We start from the raw sequence: 17893 nt of genomic DNA on the forward strand, positions 1-17893 counted from the left end.
AAAACACTCCTCTTATTTCTTTAGCTCCTCGAGCATTTTAGCTTCGTCCCAAATTTCAATATTGAGTTCTTCTGCCTTTGTCAGCTTACTTCCCGCTGCTTCTCCGGCAATGACTAAATCTGTTTTTTTACTCACACTACCTGCCAGCTTGCCGCCTAATGCTTCGATCGCTGCTTTTGCATCGTTTCGGGCCATTTCTTCTAATTTCCCTGTCAGCACAATGGTTTTGCCTGCAAAATAGGAATCACTTTCTTCTGCCTTCACCGGCTTTGGCCCTGTGTAGGTCATATTGACCCCTAGCTCTTTTAGTTCATTTAGCAGGTTGAGTATTTCTTCTTTCTCAAAGTACGTGACGACGGCATCAGCCATTTTTTCACCGATTTCATCGACTTCGAGTAATTGTTCTTTCGTCGCTTGCTTTAATTGATCGATGTCGCCGAAATGCATCGCCAAGGTCTTTGCCGCTTTAGAGCCAATAAATCGTATACCGAGTCCAAATAGTAAACGCTCTAGAGAGTTTTCTTTCGATTGCTCAATCGAACGCAGTAAATTGTCGACAGATTTTTCGCCCATTCGCTCAAGCTGAATGAGCTCTTCTTTCGTTAATCGGTAAAGATCGGACACACGAGAGACAAGCTGTTCTTGGAAAAGCTGTGTAATGACCCGCTCGCCAAGCCCATCAATGTTCATTGCATTACGGGAAACAAAGTGAATGAGTCCCTCACGTATTTGAGCAGGGCATTCTGGATTGATGCAACGCAAAGCCACTTCGCCTTCAATTCTCACCAGCTCACTATGACACTCTGGGCATTCAGTCGGCATGTGAAACGGCTTTTCTTCTCCTGTACGCTGATCGATCAGTACGCCTGCGACTTCCGGAATAATATCGCCCGCTTTTTTCACAATCACTTGATCAAAAAGGCGAATATCCTTTTCTTTGATCAAATCTTCATTATGAAGAGAAGCACGCTGCACTGTCGTCCCTGCTACTTTGACAGGTTCAAGAATCGCCGTTGGTGTGATGACGCCTGTACGCCCTACACTTAGTTCAATATCAAGCAGCTTTGTCACGACCTCTTCAGCCGGAAACTTGTACGCAACCGCCCAGCGGGGACTTTTTGCTGTAAAGCCGAGCTCTTCCTGCTGAGCTAACGAATCGACTTTGATGACAATTCCATCGATTTCATATGAAAAATCGGCACGCTTCGTTTTCAATGTTTCAATGAGGTCGATCACTTCTTCAATCGTGTGGCACATCCGTCTTTCTTTGTTCGTTTTAAAGCCAAGTTCGTCGAGAAGATCAAGTCCCTCGCTTTGCGATTCAACACCGATTTCATCAAGCTCCGCTATACTGTAGACGAAGATATCAAGGTTTCGTTTCGCCGCAATTTTCGTATCAAGCTGACGAAGCGAGCCTGCAGCCGCATTACGCGGGTTCGCAAACGGCTCTTCTTCGTTTTGTAATCTTTTTTCGTTTAATGCTTCAAAAGAAGGTTTTGGCATAAATGCCTCGCCTCTCACTTCAATCGACAGAGGACGTTTGATTTTGAGCGGGATGGAACGAATGGTTTTGAGGTTTTCAGTAATATCCTCACCCGTTGTCCCATCTCCACGCGTGGCACCTCGGACAAACACACCGTTTTCATAACGGAGAGAAACAGCGAGTCCGTCAATTTTCAGCTCGACATTGTATGCGACATCGTCACCAACTGCTTGACGAACCCGGCGGTCAAAATCAAGAAGGTCCTGTTCATTAAACGCATTCCCGAGGCTGAGCATCGGTGTGCCGTGACGCACTTTTTGGAAGGCGTCTAACACAGCGCCTCCTACTCTTTGTGAGGGGGAGTCCGCTGCTTTTAAATCAGGGTGCTCTTCCTCTAAAGAGATCAGCTCACGCATCCGCGCATCATATTCAGCGTCAGGAACACTTGGACGATCAAGTGTATGATATTCGTAGTTGTATTGGTTCAAAATCTGGTGCAGTTCCTCGATCCGGCGTTTCGCTGCTTCTTTATCCATCTGCTTCTTCCTTTCAATTCATCCGTTTTATAAGTGCTATCGGTTTATTGCTTCTCAATTGGCGCAAATGCTGCGAGAAGACGCTTAATGCCTGTAGGGCTTGGAAAGGCAATATCAAGCTCTGTGCTGTCTCCACTGCCTTTTACACTCACAACCGTTCCAACGCCCCATTTTTTATGAGCCGCTTTATCACCCACAGCCCAGCCAATACTTCCGCCGCCTGTGTTTTGAATGGTTTGAGTTTGCGGACGTGAGACAGGTCCCCGTCTTTGCGGTCTTTCTCTTGTTTGGCCAAATGGTGTTTTCGTTTCTTTTTTCTCATTTAGGTTGTCCAATAAATCGGCTGGTATTTCTCGAATGAATCTTGATTCAAGGTTCATGTTTGTCCGGCCGAAGAGTGTTCTCATCTTGGCACTTGATAAATAAAGCTCTTCTTCCGCCCGTGTGATGCCTACATAGGCAAGGCGGCGCTCTTCTTCCATCTCTGCATCTTCCATTAATGAACGGCTGTGCGGGAAAACACCTTCCTCCATGCCCATTAAGAAAACAACAGGGAATTCTAGACCTTTTGCAGCATGAAGAGTCATTAAGATGACGGCATCCTGATCTTCTTCCTCATTCTCATCCAGCTTATCAATGTCTGCGACGAGGGCGAGATCTGTCAGGAAAGTCACGAGAGACTTGTCTTCATTTTGTTCTTCAAAGTTCTTAGTGACGGAGAGAAACTCGTCAATATTTTCTAGACGGCTTTGTGCTTCAATCGTTTTTTCAACCTTCAGTGCTTCACGATAGCCGGTTTTCTCTAGGATTTCTTCTGTTAATTCTGTGACAGATAAATAATCCTGCATGTTCGTCATTTGATCAATGAGCTGTTTGAACTCATCAAGCGCATTGGCTGCCCTTGCACTGAGTCCAATGAAATCTACCTGACCAAGCGCTTCAAACATAGACAGGTCATTCATCTCCGCATATGCTGCGATTTTATCAACAGATGTCGCACCGATTCCACGTTTTGGTACGTTGACAATACGTGCAAAGCTAATGTCGTCATCTGGGTTAGCTACTAGGCGTAAGTAAGCCAAAATGTCCTTGATCTCTTTTCTGTCATAGAACTTCGTGCCGCCGACAATGTTGTATTGAATGTTTGACTTCAATAATGTTTCCTCTATGACACGAGACTGGGCATTGGTTCGATAAAGAATCGCAAAATCGGATAATTTACGCTTACCGCTCTGATGAAGCTGATGAATCTTTCCAGCAACAAATTGACCTTCACCGAATTCATTATCTGCACGGTAATAGGCTATCTTCGCTCCTTCATCATTTTCTGTCCAAAGATTTTTCGGCTTACGGTTCGCATTGTTTTGGATGACTGTATTTGCGGCATGCAGAATACGTTTAGTCGATCTGTAATTTTGCTCAAGCAGAATCACTTCACTGGACGGATAATCTTTTTCAAAGGAGAGAATGTTTGTAATATCCGCTCCGCGCCAGCGGTAAATGGACTGATCCGAGTCACCCACCACACATATATTTTGAAAACGCTGAGCGAGCAGTTTCACAAGCATGTACTGTGCTCTGTTCGTATCCTGATACTCATCGACATGAATGTATTGGAATTTCCGCTGATAGTGTTCTAATACTTCAGGGATCCGTTCAAACAGACGAATCGTCATCATAATAAGATCATCAAAATCGAGTGACTGGTTTTTGAGTAATCGTTTTTGATAATCTGTATAGACGTCGCTGACCACTTGATCATAGAAATCACCGGCTGTTTTGGCATATTCCTCTGCGTCAATGAGTTCGTTTTTTGCACTGCTGATTGATCCTAAAATGCTGCGTGGATCGAACTTTTTAGGATCGATATTTCGTTCTTTTAAAATGTTTTTAATTACTGAAAGTTGATCAGATGTGTCTAATATAGAGAAGTTGCGATTCACACCAATACGGTCAATATCGCGTCGTAAAATGCGCACACACATGCTGTGGAACGTAGAGATCCAAATGTCATCCGCACCAGGCCCTAAAATGGCCTGGACACGCTCACGCATTTCACGTGCTGCCTTATTTGTAAACGTAATCGCTAAAATGTTCCACGGAGCCACATGCTTTTCGACCATTAAGTAGGCAATTCGATGTGTGAGCACCCGTGTCTTTCCGCTTCCTGCTCCTGCCATCAATAATAAAGGTCCATCTGTTGCTTTGACCGCTTCTTTCTGCGCGTCATTCAGCCCTTCTAATAGATGATTCGATATTTCATTCATTCCATTCACCGCCAATTCGAACTTATGTTCTATTTTAACCCGTTTCGTCTTGTTTGACTATGATGACTTTTTGACTGCGCCCACTGTCTTTAATGCTTCTTTGAAATTGTCATAAATGACGTTTCCTACAACAACCACGTCTGCATACTGCGCAAAGTCTTCTGCCTGCTTCGCGTTTTCAATGCCCCCGCCATAAAAAAGGACCGTTTCATGAAGCACTGCTTTTGTTTCTTTCACAAGCTCTATATCTCCAAGCGTTCCGCTGTATTCTAGATAAAAAATGGGCAGCTTCATCAAATGCTCTGCCACTCTTGCATATGCCCTTACGTCATCGATGTCCAGCGCTGTATTTGCCTCTGTGAGCTTGGCCGCTTTACACTCTTCATTTAAAATAACATAGCCTTCAGGCACGATCTCTTCCATTGACATCAAATCACCGAATTCCTTCATCGCGTCCTTATGAAGCCCAACAATCCAATCAGGATGAGAGCTGTTTAAGACGGTCGGGATGAAATACAGATCGAAGCCCGGCACAATCATTTCATGTGTTGAGATTTCGAGCACACATGGCACAAGAAATCGGCGGACCTTTGACATCAATTGGAGCACATTGTCCTCTGTCACATTGTCACTGCCGCCAATCAATATGGCATCCGTACCAGATTCACAAATCGCCTCCAGCTGTTCATCGGATATTTCTTTATTTGGATCGAGTTTAAAGACATGCTTCCACTCGGTAACATCATACATGAAAAACGTTCCTCCATTCGTTTCATTCCATTTAAATATTATAACAAAATCAGTGACCGCAAAAAATGGGTAACCTCCTTCAGCTAAAAGTTTCATTCTTTTGAAAATGGACAATTTTAACTCTAGATGAGGCTAATGGAGACTATGTGAAAAGATCCACTTCAAGAGGACTGAGGGAGATAAATATATTAATACTGAACTGAAATGCGAGCTGCTTCGTCTCATCACATGATATTATACAATAAAGGAACATTTTACTATCTAATAAGCAGGTGAATGATTTGAAAAGAACCATCACATATGATCAAACGATCGACATCGGATACATTGATCTCATCCCGCCTAGAATCGGGACAATCAAAGAAACCATTGAATTAGACGTAAATGAATGTGTGAATGCAGATATTGATAAAGAGGGCCGAGTGGCTGGTCTGGAGTTATTTACAGAAGAAGCAGAGGTTCTGAAGCATGCACCCGTTTATGAGGACGAGCTTTCGTTACGTTTTACGGATCAGGAAGTTCTCTCAACCTATCATTTATCGGGCATTGAATTTCAATTCTCGACGCCTGATCACAAAGGGCTGATCGGTTTTACGATTGTCGATCCTCTTCGATATAACATCAAAAGAAAGACAAGAAAAAACCGTTTTGAATGGTCAAAACGGCTTTTCCAAACTATTGTCTCACTTCATTGAAATAATGGACGGATGTCATGGCCCCTTCATCCACCATCTTGTTGTCTTGAATATCTAATGGATCAGGGTGTCCAGCTTTTTCAGGAATTTTTTCATCTGAGCGGAACATGCTTGCCCATTTTTTGAGATGCTGTTTATTTTTTACTGCTAATAACACAGCACCACCAACCCCTAATCCTGCAAGTACATACGCATTCGGACGCTTATTCATGTATGTTCCCTCCCCTTATGATCTTATTTGTAAGTTACCCCGCCTTTTCATTTCTAAACGTCACAATCTGTTGAAGTGGTTTCTCTTTCAATGAAAAGTGGAATAACAACAGCAATGATAGAGAAAAGAGGGGATCTTCGTGACAACAACTTTCATTGTCATTGGCGCACTATTAGTGATTTGTTTCATCTTACCAATCATTTTATTCATCTGGATTTGGATGCGAGATGAAAAACAGGAAGAGCATTCTGTCCTGCGAAATTATCCGGTCATTGGAAAGCTGCGGTTTATTTTTGAAAAAATAGGACCTGAGCTGCGCCAATATCTTTTTCTGAATGATCGGGAGGAGCTTCCTTTCTCAAGAAGAGAATATGAGCAAGCTGTCATGTCTGGGAAGTACAAAAGCCGGACGATGGGCTTTGGATCAAAACGTGATTTTGACAAGCCTGGTTACTACATTCGCAACGTCCTTTTTCCAAAGCAGCGAGATGAGTTACGCATCGATCAATTTGAAAAAATTCATACAAAAGTGTATCAGATTGATCAAGACAATTTACTGCGAAGAAGTGAACATACCAAAGAGGTCGAAGCAAAACCTTACTATCTCCATCAAGACGATGTACAAGTGATTGGCGAACACACATGTCAAAAGCCTTTCCGTGTAAAAGGCCTGATTGGACAGTCTGCCATGAGCTACGGATCTTTAGGCGACAGGGCCATTACAGCACTATCCTCTGGATTAAAAATGGCTGGCGGTACGTGGATGAACACAGGTGAAGGCGGGCTTTCCCCATATCACCTCAAAGGCGGAGCCGATATCATTTGCCAGATTGGGCCCGGTCTATTTGGTGTCAGAACAGAGGATGGCGCTTTTTCCTTTGAAGAATTTAAGAAAAAAAGCGAGCACGAGGAAGTCAAAGCCTTTGAGCTGAAGCTGGCACAAGGAGCAAAAACACGCGGCGGTCATATTGACGGCGAAAAGGTCACCGAAGAAATTGCGAATATCCGTAAATTGCCGCCCCATCAATCCATTGACAGCCCAAACCGATTTGAGATGTTCCACTCCATTCCTGATATGTTTGATTTCATTGAACAGCTGCGAAGTATAGGCGGAAAGCCTGTCGGCATCAAGCTTGTTGTCGGACATAAAGAAAACATTGAAGAGCTTGCAGCGTATATGAAAAAAAGCGGAAAGCATCCTGATTTCATTACAGTGGATGGCGGAGAAGGCGGCACTGGCGCATCCTTTCATGAATTGGCAGATTCCGCAGGGCTGCCCATTTTCACGGCGCTCCCAATGGTTCATCAAATATTGAAAGAATACGGTGTCAGAGATCAGGTAAAACTCTTTGCTTCCGGCAAACTTCTCTCACCTGATAAAATTGCGATTGCCCTTTCCATGGGTGCTGACTTTGTAAATATCGCACGGGGACTCATGTTTTCAGTCGGATGCATTCGCGCACAAGTGTGCCACACGAATAAATGCCCAGTCGGGGTCGCCACAACGGATCCAAAGCTGCAAAAGGGTTTATCAATTGAAGAAAAGAAATACCGAGTCTGCAATTATATCCTGTCTCTTAGAGAAGGTTTGTTTAATTTATCCGCAGCCGCTGGAATTGAATCTCCCATTCATTTTAATGAGAAACATATTATCTACAGACAAGAAAATGGCCAGACAAGTGAAGTGCCGATGTTTTCAGGGACACAGCCATCTGTCTAGTTTGGGAAAAGGTGCGTTTTCGCACCTTTTTTTTCGTTGACATTTTGGCTCAATCGCGTATAAAGAACTTATACAAATGATAGGAGATGGAGGATGCGTGAGGTTATAGGCGAGCTAAAATAAAAAACAGGACCCGCTTCATTCAGCCAGTCCTTGCTTGTCTTTTCAGTGCTCTCCATAAAAAAACTGTAAACAACTCCATTCTTGTTGAAAAGGATTGTTTACAGTGAAAGCTGTTTTATTTTGTTTCGTCATTTGCCTGCTGTTCTGCTACGCGGTCAAGTGCCATCGTATAGGCATCATTTCCGTAGTTCAAGCAGCGTTTGACACGTGAGATGGTTGCGGTGCTCGCACCTGTTTCCGTCTCAATTTTATGATACGTGTTCCCCTCGCGAAGCATACGCGCTACTTCAAGACGCTGTGATAAAGATTGGATTTCATTGATGGTACACAAATCATCAAAGAATCGATAGCATTCTTCCAGGTCTTTAAGGGATAAGATGGAGTTGAATAACTGATCTAAGCTTTTGCCCCTTAATTTATCAATTTGCATCTTTATACATCTTCTCCTTTACTATTGGCACACCGCTTCGCACGACATTCTATGAAGAAAAGCGGTATCTTTCCTGACTAATTTTTTTCAACCTCAGCAATGAGCTTTGAACGAATCATGACAGGTTTGGTTCTACGCTGGAAATGCCGTCAGTTCTTTCGTAAGCCGAAGCTTCTTTATCGTATACAAATTCGACAAGTTCTGTCATTTTCCTTGTACGACAATCTGACAAACTTGTTTGCTTCCGATATCAAGATCACTTCTGCTTGATTAGGTATGCCCTAAAATACAGGTTGTGCGGAAAGCTCGGCGAGACCACAAACATGCGCCCCGCCTCGCTCAATTATTCAAAATATGTTGGTCGGCCAGCGTAACCGACAGATTCATTTTTCAATTAGGGCATTTCACTCGTCATGTCAAAGCCCTCTGCTTCAACAACTCCACATAAGCATTTTCACTTACATGGTAGCGAAGAGATCCATTGCTCACTTCTGCCCTATAACAGCTGTCAGAAATGTGGCAAAGATGATACAGCTCCACTCTGTTATATTTTAACGCATTATAGACGGAAAGAGTACAGTTTTTTTCATGACATCAAATATTCCTCTTGGTGTCACTCGAATATACGGCAAATGTGTACTTTGGAAAAAGACAAGTGTATCAATTGGGCAATCAAATGGATAGCCTCGCTCAATGAGCAGCTCGCGTAATGTTTGTATCTGCTGAAGAACAGTCTCAAACGGTTCAGCCGATGCACAGCCTGATAATTGTAGCGGGATTTCGTGCAAAATTTTCCCGTTCTCTGTGAGGACGATCCCCCCGCCGATTTCTTTCATTCTCTTATGTGCCAGCATCATGTCCTCTTTATTTTTCCCAATCACTAAAATGTCACCCGTGAGCGAAAATGAGCTGACAAAGCCCTGCACTTTATTTGCAAAACCTTTAAGCATCGTATTCACACGCCACTCGCCTTTTCGGTCAATCAGGCTAAAGAAACTTTGATCATGGTCACAGGACAGCTGGTTCACCGAGTTATCAATCTCCACTGTATAAGGCTCCATGATGACAGCATTTCTCATTTTGACACCTAGCGGCATGGAAAATTGCAAATCACTCATCGTCAGATCATAGCCTAAATCTAATGGAACAAGCCCGCCATTTTTCCATTTAGTTTCTTGAAATTGATGCTGGTTCTCGCCATCTAATTTGAGAATAACCCCTTTAGATATCACCGTTTCAGGATTTGGGTTCATCGGATCATCTAAAATATTCAAAGAAGCCAGCCGGCCGGGACCGACAACACCTAATAGGTCATCAATTTGATAGTATTTTGCAATGTTAAATGTCGCCATATTATACGCATCAATGATAGGCACGCCTTCTTCAAGGGCAATTGAAATCAAACGATTAATCATACCTTCCTCATAAAAATGAGGCGCAGCTCCGTCTGTTGTATAGAAAAAGTGATCATAGTGTCTAAAATCACACTCGTGCAGTTCTCTTAAAATGTTCACTAAATCTGGGCGGATGGAAGAATGACGAAGTGAGACATGGTAGCCAAGGGACAAGCGTTTTAGCACATCGTCCGCATTCATCGCTTCATGATCGCTGTCCGCGCCAAACAGCTTCATTTTTGTTAGCGTTTTCTCGGAAGCTCCGGGGAAATGCCCTTCAATTCGTTTTCTCTGCTTCTTCGTTTCTTGCATGCAATATAAAATGAGATCATCACCGTCCATCAATCTTGGCCAGCTTGTTAATTCGCCGCCTTGAAGGACATCAGGATGATCAATCCATTCCTTGCGATAGTTGATAGGAAGCATCTCATCTTCATATCTGACTTCAGTCTGAAGATCGTATCTAGACCACCAGAAATACTGAAATGGCTGCTGTTTTAATTCACACAGAGTGGAAAGCGCTTTCTTTTCATTGCTCTGCAAAAGAAGAAATAAGTTATCGCTGACCATCGTTGTTGTGCCAAATTGAGACACATATTCTGCAAGTGATTGGGGATTATAAATATGGAACGGATGCGCGTGAGGCTCTATATACCCAGGCACAATGTATTTCCCTTCACAATCAATCACACGTTTAGCTGATTTATTTTGAGGAAGCTCTGCTCCGACATAAACAATTCGATCATCATGTATCCAAATATTTGCCTTCACCCATTGTTTCAAAAATGGGTTTAGCACGAGTCCATTCGTTAAAAGGAGTGTTGGAACTATTTTTGAGTCGACTACATCGATTTGTGTGCGGATGTCATTGTTTCTCCAATTAAAAGTACGTTCGGACATTCACATACTCTCCTTCATTTGTATTAGCACTATCGTAACATAACGAACCACGTTACGCATTAATGAAACGTTACAATTTCTTGAAATCACACTTAAAATATTTAAAAAAGGAGATTCACCTTCAATGAAACCTAATCTCGGCTTAATGGAAGCGCTCATTCGAATTGCCTGCGGAATGACAATATGTACTGTGGCTGGTTCTTTATATGCTAGAAAACCATGGAGTAAAATGCTGCTTTTCAGCATCATGTGCGGCGGGATGAAACTGGCATCTGGTATTCTTCGTTTTTGTCCAGTGACGTATATGTGTGAGCAGCAGGACACACATAAAGAGAAGGCTGAGTGAGACAGCCTTCTTTTTTTGTAATTATTTTCCGCCTCTTTCATCACTCCGCTGCTTCACACCATTCCACCATCGTACCTGCGATAATTTCTGCTGCTTCAATCACATGCTCAATGTCGATGGATTCATTCGGAAAATGGGCAAGCTCTGTTGTTCCAGGACCAAACACGATGATCGGAATACCTGCCGCCTGTGAGAGTAATCCGCCGTCCGTTCCCCAAGGAGCGGCTTCGATCTTTGGCGGCTCCTTCTTGACCGCTTCATATTGTTCCTTCAATAGACTTAAAAGTGGATGATTCGTATCGATTGAGCCTGGAAGCCATCTTGCACCAAACCATTCGACCTCGACAGGATGATCTTTGAACCATTCATCCTTTTCCCCAAGTCCCGTCATCCAATTTTCTAATTCCTTCTCTGCCTGCTCAACCGTCTCACCTGGCATCACACCAAGTCTGCCCTCCATTGTGACCAGATCTGCTACAGAGGACGGCCAATCACCGCCTTGAATTTTCCCCATGTTGATGGGGATCGGAATTGGGATATGCTGAAATAACGGCTCGGTGATACGTTGATTTCGTTCTTCTTCAAGTGCCGCTATATGCGTAAGAACGATCATACTCTTTTCAATAGCGGAAACACCGTGATATCTTGTTCCGCCATGAGCTGCCCTTCCTTTAATATACAGTCTGAACCACTTAGATCCCTGCTGAATCGGAAAGATTTTCATATGACTTGGTTCTGGAATGATGGCCGCATCTGCTGTATACCCTCTCAGTATGGCTGCAAGGGTGCCTGCACCGCCGCTTTCTTCTTCGACGACACTATGAAACACAACATCTCCTTTCAGCGGAATCTGAAGCGCATGCAGTGCCTCTAGTGCGAAGAGTAAAGAAACATTTCCGCCTTTCATATCTGTTGCCCCGCGTCCATAAAGTCTCCCGTTTATGATATGCCCGCTGTAGGGCGGATATGTCCATTGTTTCGTATCTCCTGCTGGAACAACATCCACGTGCCCATTTAATAAAATGGATTTGCCGCCGCCTTTCCCCTTCAATCGTCCGGCGACATTGGGACTTCCTTTAAAGGAACGCCTCGGGGAATAGAAATACGGATGTTCCAGCAGGTCTTCTCCGCCAATGTCCCATACATCTACATCAAAACCAATTGCGGAAAGCTTATTTGCTACGATTTGCTGCACATCTTGTTCATTCCCTTGGGTGCTTTCACATTGCACCATTTGCTGAAGAAGCGCAATCGCTTCATCTTGGTGCTCTCTCATCCAGCTTCTGATCCGTGTAATTGGCTGCAAGTCAGTCATCCTTTCTACACAACAGATTTGACATCGGGCGCTAAAATTAATGGGGCCTCTGTCGCCCTTATGACATCTTCCGGCTGAAACGGCGGCATGACTTCACGTAGAATGAGCAGCTGTGATTTGACCTCAATGACTGCCATATCCGTAATAATCAGATCCACACAAGACTTAGCGGTTAAGGGCAGTGTACAGGCAGATTTCACCTTTGACTCACCGTGTTTATCAAGGTGGCTCATCACCACCACAACCTTTTTCGCCTTTTGCGCAAGCTCAATCGCTCCGCCCATCCCGGGTACTCGTTTACCCGGCACAATCCAATTCGCAAGATCACCCTGACTGCTTACTTCAAGTGCACCTAAAATGGTCATATCCAGCATGCCTTTTCGAATGATACCAAAAGCAGTCGTGCTGTCCATGTATGAACCGCCTTTTGCTAACGTAATGGGGAAACCACCGGCATTGCACAAATTCGGATCTTCTTCTCCTTGTGCTGGTGAGGCTCCTGCCCCCATAATGCCGTTTTCTGCATGCAGCCACACCCTATAATGCGCTGGGATGTATTCAGCTGCAAGTGTCGGGATGCCGATCCCTAGATTGACGATCATACCATCTTCAATTTCCTGCGCCGCGCGTTTGGCTATGCGGTGTCTTAAATCGATGTCTCCCATGCCCATGTCCAGTTCACTCCTTTTGATTGCACGATCTGGTTCACAAATACGCCTGGTGTCACGATTTCTTCTGGATGAAGACTGCCCACAGGCACAATCTCTTCCACTTCCGCAATGGTCCAGTCTCCTGCCATCGCCACAATCGGGTTTGTATTCCGTGCACTTTTATCAAAAATCAGATTTCCTGCTTCGTCTGCTTTGAGGGCATTCACAATGGCAATATCCGCTGTCAGCGCAGGCTCAAGGATATATGTCTTCTCGTTTAGCGGCACGAGCTGCTTCTCATCGAGATTGAGGCTATCCATGCCGACATCTGTCACAATGCCTGCCAAGCCCATCCCGCCTGCTCGAATTTTTTCTGCTAGAATGCCTTGCGGGTAAAAATGAACGTCTAGTGTACCTGCCTGCATTTTCTGTCCGGCTATTGGATTTGAGCCAATATGAGAAGCAATGATCTTCTTGACTCTTCCTTCTGTGATCAGCCGGCCAACACCGATTTGCGGGAAGCCTGCATCGTTTCCGATCAATGTCAGATCTTTGATATTGGCTTCTAGGATGGTGTCGATCAATGATGGCGGAGACCCTACGCCGCCAAACCCGCCAAACATGATGGTCATGCCGTCCCTAAAATGCGTGATCACTTCATCTACATTCACTGTTTTGTTCATCATCTTTCCTCCCTACATCGCAGATGGGAAAAACCCTCGATTGATGACTTCTTGTTCGACCTGCGTGATTGTCTGCTCAAATAATTGAATGAGTTCATCCATCTCCTGCTGCGTGATGGAAAGCGGCGGTGCAATCATGACCGCTGCACCTCCCACTCCATCCTCTCCAGCGCTTGCCGGATAAACAAGCAATCCATTTTGCTTGGCCGTCTCAACGACTAAATGCGTCATTTGAGCATGGGCAGGAAATGGTGTTTTCGATAAGCGGTCTGCGACAAACTCAATGCCAATGAGCAGTCCCTTTCCTCTCACATCTCCTATGATGAAATGGTTTGTTTGCAAATCCTTTAAAGCATTCATTAAATATCGGCCAGACAGATCCGCTCGTTCAGGAAGCTGATGTTTTTTCATATATCGAATGACGGCTAGTGAGACGGCTGCTGAAAGCGGATTGCCGCTATAGGTGTGACCTGCCATCACAGAACCTGAACCGCTCAGAATCGGTGCGATAACATGATCCGCTGAGACGGCTGCCGCAATCGGTGAATAGCCAGCACTCATGCCTTTGCCGAGAACCATAATATCTGGTACGACGCCCCAATGTTCCATCGCAAACATTTTCCCAGTTCGTCCAAAGCCTGTCATGACTTCGTCTGCAATCATTAAAATATCGTTTTCCTCACAGACACGCTTCATCGCTTCAAAATATCCGTCTGGCGGTACAAGCGCCGCTCCCGCTGCTCCAACAATCGGCTCTGCAATAAAAGCGGCAATCCTCTCTTTTCCTATACGCTGAATGACGGTTTTAAATTCCTGAACATACCATTCGACCTGCTTGCCCTCTTCCTTTGGCAGCCATGAACGATAGCTATATGGCGGAGACAGCACCGGGTGCTTTTCGAGCAATGGTTCAAAGCGCTCTCTCCTTGCAATATGTCCTGACATCGACAGCGCACCGAGTGTGATGCCGTGATAACTCATCCATCTTGAGATAATGTGATTTTTCTCAGCCTTCCCCTGCTCCTGCCAATGCTGAATAGCAATTTTCATAGCCGTTTCCGTTGCCTCTGATCCGCTTCCGACAAAAAAAGACCAGTTCAGGTTACCTGGGCAAAGCGTACTCAATTCATAGGCAAGTTCTTCTGCTGGTTCATTTGTGAATTGCGATCTGTACGTAAAGCTCACTTTTTCCGCTTGCTCTGTCATGGCATCAATGATCTCACGTATGCCATGTCCAATACTTGCCGTGACAGCCCCCGATGAGCCATCTATATATTTTTTTCCGTCCCGATCATATAAATAAATCCCCTCTCCTTTCACAGCCACAGGATAATGCTGATTCAACATCGGTTTGATTAAGTAATCCCGGGTCTCCACTTTGCCATTCCTCCCTCTCTTGTCAGCAGCTGCATCTTTCTTTTTTCATGAATCGCAAGAAAATTTTGTATACTTGTTATAAGATTAGCTTAATCAAGAGGGCAGTCATCCTCCATTCGCCACATGCCCGAATTTCACACGCATTTTTTATACATCGTGTATAAGAGTGTTCAAAAGGAGGTCATGAGTCTATGGCGATTCTCGTCAAAGATGCACTCTCGCTCGATATCATGAAGGGAACAAAGCTGCTTGCTGGAGAAAATGGACTGGACCGCCTCATACAGTGGGTAACCATCGTGGAAATTATCGAGGACACCTCGAGGCTTTCCGAAGGGGAATTACTCGTCACAACAGGCTTTGGACTTGCAGACAATCAAGAAAGACGCGCCCGGCTTGAGGAATTGATTCAATCTCACAGGCTTTCAGCCATTGCCATTTATAAAGGCGTATACTTAACGGAAATTCCAACATCACTCATTCAAGCGGCGAAAAATAGCGGCATTCCGCTCATCGAAATTCCGCCGCACATCAATTTCTCAGACATTACAAAAGCCGTCCTAGAACAAATCGTGAGCAGTCAGCTCCATCAGCTTAAATATTCATCAGCGATTCATCAAAGACTGACCCAATTAAATGTAAGGAATAAAAATGTGAGGCAAATTACAGATGAACTGGCACATCTCACTGCAGCGAACATTGTCGTGCTTGATGTCTTTTTACATCAAACAGCGGCTCATCTCATCAAAGATGAAGTGACGTACTCTCCTGCCTTTGGCTTTCTGACAGATCGTGAACCAATTGAAACCATGCCCCTTCTTAAGCAGGCAGAGGAGAAAGGCCGGCTCGTCTATGACACGTGCGGAGCGTTTGTCCTCGCCGCATGTCCGGTGATTGCGATGGGTGATATTTTCGGGTTTATTGTGTCTTTAAAGAAAAAGGATACGTGGCATCATCTCGACGCGATTGCCATCGAGCATGCCGGGGCAGTGTATGCGATTGAATGGCTGAAGCAAAAGGCCATTCAAGATACAGAAAACCAAATGCAGGGACATTTGTTAGATGATATTTTGCAGCAGCAATATACAGAAGAAAGCTACGTGGTCGAACAAGCAACAAAGCTGCAATATGATATGAGCGAGGAGCAGGTGGTTATCTACTTTCAATTTCAGCATCAGCACACACAGCTCGATCATCAAATGATGCAGCGCCTCTCTCAATTACTCACGTCGATATTTGAACGCAGACATATTCCCTTTTTACTAAAGGCAAGGCTCGATTCCATTTTTGTCCTGACACCCGCAGGAAAAAAAGCGTTTCAAGAAGCGGAGTGGTATCGCGCAGCAGAGGAGTGCCGGAGCACTTGGTCGTATTTTTTTCCCGTCCATCCGATTGTAATTGGCATCGGGAGAGCCTATGACCAGATCAGTCTCTTTGCAAAAAGTGCGAAGGAAGCGCAGTATGCAGCAAGGCTCCTTCCACTTTTAAAAACAGACGAAAGCATCATTCATTATCAAAAGCTCGGCTTATATGGCATGCTTCTTGAAATGAATGAAGCAGGTATGAATTTGCATGATTTTTATGTGGAGCTGTTAAGTCCTTTGCTTTATACGAAAAAACAAGGGGCTGACCTGATCCATACACTCGAAGTGTATTTGGCACACAATGAAAATATTCAAAAATCTGCGGGAGAATTGTTTATTCATAGACATACATTAAGCTACCGGCTGAAACAAATTGAAACGAGAACAGGCTGCAGCCTCAAATCCACTGATGATCGGATGAAGCTGCAGCTCAGTATCATGGCGTACCGTCTATCTGGTCTGCTAGATCAGATGAGAACCATTTCATGATTCATTCGGCGTTTTGACCCATAGATTCATATCTTCAATTTTGTCAAAAATATAGCAGTTGTTTTGGAAGCGCCCGGTATACGTATAACCAAGCTGATAAAACACTTGATTCATTCCATAGGACAGTGCACGTGCAAGAGAATAAAAGACATAGATATGCATCGACTGGAGTTCTTTTTCAAGTGCTAGAATCAAATGATACATGAATCCTAGTTTTCTGTATGATGGAAGGGTCGCACAATCTGTTAATTCCGCATGGCCATACGGCGCATTGATTTCAGCGGATGCCGCACTCACAATGTGTCCGTCATGTTCAACGGCATAAAAGACAGTCCCTTCCTCCATTACCTTTTGGATATAATCTGGCTCGTTCATTGGCGTGGGATACGTTTCAAAGACCGTATCATAGAGCTTTGCCAGCTTGTGAATATCCTTCGGATCGGCTTTCCTCATCACATACTCATCCTGCCATGTGCCTTGGTCTTTTTTGATCTCTTTCGCTTGAATGGATGCGACGATCTCATCTTCCTCCAGCCAATACGAACTGTTCATTCGATCCTCAGTGAGAAAAAGCGACATGCCGTACGCATCACTTCCAAGAAAATAATGAGAAAACACGCCTTCAAGCCGAAAGCCTTTTTCTAAAAAAAGAGGTACATGCTCACGTCTTACTTTCACAATGACCTTAGAAGCCTTGCAGTCCGCCGCTTCCTGAAGAACTGACTGAATGACATCCCGCACCCTGCCGCTATAATCATCTAAACGGATTCGCTCATTAAATGAATCAATACAGATCAAGGCAGAAAAACGCTCGTTTGCAAGTTTCTTCAATTGCACCATACACTCATTCCTCTCTTATGAATCAGTTAATAAAGAACTTCCAAATGGATGAGACAATCGCCATACTCACCAATATAGACATGCTCATATACATCATGGCTGATCTCTTTTTGACTTTGTTTTGCTTTCTTGCTTCATTCATGATGAGATTTGAGAACACGACAAATAAAATAAGTAATACGATTGCAAATAGAATGATTCCTTGAATGATCATACTGACTCCCCATCAACTCGTGATCCCATATTACTTCTTCATATTCAATCGGCATCCCTTCTCACGAACAAAAAACACCTTTCCATCTCGACAGATAGAAAGGTGTTTT

Annotated in this window: 16 protein-coding genes; 4 read left to right on the plus strand and 12 right to left on the minus strand. The window is 44.2% G+C overall.

Annotated elements, in window-relative coordinates; all coding sequences use genetic code 11:
• Positions 1-12 precede the first annotated feature (12 nt).
• The 3 genes from ligA to ACSSTM_RS08655 are packed head-to-tail and all read right to left on the minus strand — an operon-like array spanning position 13 to position 5036.
• Positions 13-2019 (minus strand): NAD-dependent DNA ligase LigA, encoded by a 2007-nt coding sequence (gene ligA / locus ACSSTM_RS08645; protein WP_034664717.1) that lies wholly within the window; start codon positions 2017-2019, stop codon positions 13-15.
• Between the two features lie 44 nt (positions 2020-2063).
• Entirely contained in the window at positions 2064-4286 is a 2223-nt protein-coding gene (pcrA, locus tag ACSSTM_RS08650) for a DNA helicase PcrA (protein WP_437404139.1), read from the minus strand.
• A 57-nt stretch (positions 4287-4343) separates the two neighbouring features.
• A complete protein-coding gene (locus ACSSTM_RS08655; RefSeq protein WP_066031213.1) occupies positions 4344-5036 on the minus strand; it encodes a heptaprenylglyceryl phosphate synthase in 693 nt (230 codons plus the stop codon).
• 272 nt (positions 5037-5308) lie between these two features.
• On the opposite strand from ACSSTM_RS08655, the gene ACSSTM_RS08660 reads away from it, so the two are divergent.
• Complete coding sequence (locus tag ACSSTM_RS08660) at positions 5309-5731, plus strand: DUF2283 domain-containing protein (protein ID WP_437404140.1); 423 nt, start codon at positions 5309-5311, stop codon at positions 5729-5731.
• Here ACSSTM_RS08660 and ACSSTM_RS08665 read toward each other — a convergent pair.
• The gene (locus ACSSTM_RS08665; RefSeq protein WP_003214314.1) at positions 5712-5942 is read right to left on the minus strand and encodes a hypothetical protein; all 231 of its coding nucleotides are present in this window, start codon (positions 5940-5942) and stop codon (positions 5712-5714) included. The two genes, ACSSTM_RS08660 and ACSSTM_RS08665, sit on opposite strands and share 20 nt — an antisense overlap.
• Positions 5943-6081: 139 nt before the next feature.
• Here ACSSTM_RS08665 and ACSSTM_RS08670 point away from each other — a divergent pair, with 139 nt between their 5' ends.
• A complete protein-coding gene (locus ACSSTM_RS08670) occupies positions 6082-7662 on the plus strand; it encodes an FMN-binding glutamate synthase family protein (RefSeq protein WP_437404141.1) in 1581 nt (526 codons plus the stop codon).
• A 238-nt stretch (positions 7663-7900) separates the two neighbouring features.
• Here ACSSTM_RS08670 and ACSSTM_RS08675 read toward each other — a convergent pair whose 3' ends face one another.
• Together ACSSTM_RS08675 and ACSSTM_RS08680 are read right to left on the minus strand one after the other, a co-directional pair.
• Positions 7901-8215 (minus strand): YerC/YecD family TrpR-related protein, encoded by a 315-nt coding sequence (locus ACSSTM_RS08675; protein WP_003214053.1) that lies wholly within the window; start codon positions 8213-8215, stop codon positions 7901-7903.
• Positions 8216-8766: 551 nt separating this feature from the next.
• A complete protein-coding gene (locus tag ACSSTM_RS08680; protein WP_268496240.1) occupies positions 8767-10509 on the minus strand; it encodes an adenine deaminase C-terminal domain-containing protein in 1743 nt (580 codons plus the stop codon).
• 124 nt (positions 10510-10633) lie between these two features.
• Between ACSSTM_RS08680 and ACSSTM_RS08685 the strand changes: the two genes are divergently transcribed.
• Positions 10634-10855 carry a YgaP family membrane protein gene (locus tag ACSSTM_RS08685; protein ID WP_060595694.1) on the plus strand — a complete coding sequence of 74 codons (222 nt, stop codon included), beginning with the start codon at positions 10634-10636 and terminating at the stop codon, positions 10853-10855.
• Between the two features lie 40 nt (positions 10856-10895).
• On the opposite strand, the gene ACSSTM_RS08690 is transcribed toward ACSSTM_RS08685, so the two are convergent.
• The 4 genes from ACSSTM_RS08690 to ACSSTM_RS08705 are packed head-to-tail and all read right to left on the minus strand — an operon-like array spanning position 10896 to position 14880.
• Entirely contained in the window at positions 10896-12161 is a 1266-nt protein-coding gene (locus tag ACSSTM_RS08690; protein ID WP_106038384.1) for a peptidase, read from the minus strand.
• 14 nt (positions 12162-12175) lie between these two features.
• Positions 12176-12841, minus strand: a complete 666-nt coding sequence (locus ACSSTM_RS08695; RefSeq protein ID WP_282067487.1) for a 3-oxoacid CoA-transferase subunit B — start codon at positions 12839-12841, stop codon at positions 12176-12178.
• Entirely contained in the window at positions 12817-13503 is a 687-nt protein-coding gene (locus tag ACSSTM_RS08700) for a CoA transferase subunit A (protein ID WP_282067488.1), read from the minus strand. The genes ACSSTM_RS08695 and ACSSTM_RS08700 overlap by 25 nt, the downstream gene beginning before the upstream one ends.
• Positions 13504-13515: 12 nt before the next feature.
• Positions 13516-14880, minus strand: coding sequence for an aspartate aminotransferase family protein (locus ACSSTM_RS08705; protein WP_437404142.1), 1365 nt, complete (start codon positions 14878-14880; stop codon positions 13516-13518).
• A 191-nt stretch (positions 14881-15071) separates the two neighbouring features.
• Between ACSSTM_RS08705 and ACSSTM_RS08710 the strand changes: the two genes are divergently transcribed.
• Positions 15072-16730, plus strand: a complete 1659-nt coding sequence (locus ACSSTM_RS08710) for a PucR family transcriptional regulator (RefSeq protein WP_095286033.1) — start codon at positions 15072-15074, stop codon at positions 16728-16730.
• Here the strand turns inward: ACSSTM_RS08710 and ablB are convergent.
• Complete coding sequence (ablB, locus tag ACSSTM_RS08715) at positions 16725-17570, minus strand: putative beta-lysine N-acetyltransferase (RefSeq protein ID WP_095286034.1); 846 nt, start codon at positions 17568-17570, stop codon at positions 16725-16727. The two genes, ACSSTM_RS08710 and ablB, sit on opposite strands and share 6 nt — an antisense overlap.
• Before the next feature lie 22 nt (positions 17571-17592).
• Positions 17593-17784 (minus strand): hypothetical protein, encoded by a 192-nt coding sequence (locus ACSSTM_RS08720; RefSeq protein ID WP_034664763.1) that lies wholly within the window; start codon positions 17782-17784, stop codon positions 17593-17595.
• Positions 17785-17893 lie beyond the last annotated feature (109 nt).

The organism is Bacillus sp. RK1064 (assembly GCF_051488405.1).
In the GTDB taxonomy this organism is placed as follows: Bacteria; Bacillota; Bacilli; order Bacillales; family Bacillaceae; genus Bacillus.

Bases quoted from the DNA above. Each gene is read 5' to 3' on its own strand.
- ACSSTM_RS08675 (WP_003214053.1), bottom strand. From the start codon at position 8,215: ATGCAAATTGATAAATTAAGGGGCAAAAGCTTAGATCAGTTATTCAAC.
- pcrA (WP_437404139.1), bottom strand. From the start codon at position 4,286: ATGAATGAAATATCGAATCATCTATTAGAAGGGCTGAATGACGCGCAG.
- ACSSTM_RS08655 (WP_066031213.1), bottom strand. From the start codon at position 5,036: ATGTATGATGTTACCGAGTGGAAGCATGTCTTTAAACTCGATCCAAAT.
- ACSSTM_RS08680 (WP_268496240.1), bottom strand. From the start codon at position 10,509: ATGTCCGAACGTACTTTTAATTGGAGAAACAATGACATCCGCACACAA.
- ACSSTM_RS08710 (WP_095286033.1), top strand. From the start codon at position 15,072: ATGGCGATTCTCGTCAAAGATGCACTCTCGCTCGATATCATGAAGGGA.
- ACSSTM_RS08665 (WP_003214314.1), bottom strand. From the start codon at position 5,942: ATGAATAAGCGTCCGAATGCGTATGTACTTGCAGGATTAGGGGTTGGT.
- ACSSTM_RS08685 (WP_060595694.1), top strand. From the start codon at position 10,634: ATGAAACCTAATCTCGGCTTAATGGAAGCGCTCATTCGAATTGCCTGC.
- ACSSTM_RS08720 (WP_034664763.1), bottom strand. From the start codon at position 17,784: ATGATCATTCAAGGAATCATTCTATTTGCAATCGTATTACTTATTTTA.
- ACSSTM_RS08695 (WP_282067487.1), bottom strand. From the start codon at position 12,841: ATGGGCATGGGAGACATCGATTTAAGACACCGCATAGCCAAACGCGCG.
- ligA (WP_034664717.1), bottom strand. From the start codon at position 2,019: ATGGATAAAGAAGCAGCGAAACGCCGGATCGAGGAACTGCACCAGATT.
- ACSSTM_RS08700 (WP_282067488.1), bottom strand. From the start codon at position 13,503: ATGAACAAAACAGTGAATGTAGATGAAGTGATCACGCATTTTAGGGAC.
- ablB (WP_095286034.1), bottom strand. From the start codon at position 17,570: ATGGTGCAATTGAAGAAACTTGCAAACGAGCGTTTTTCTGCCTTGATC.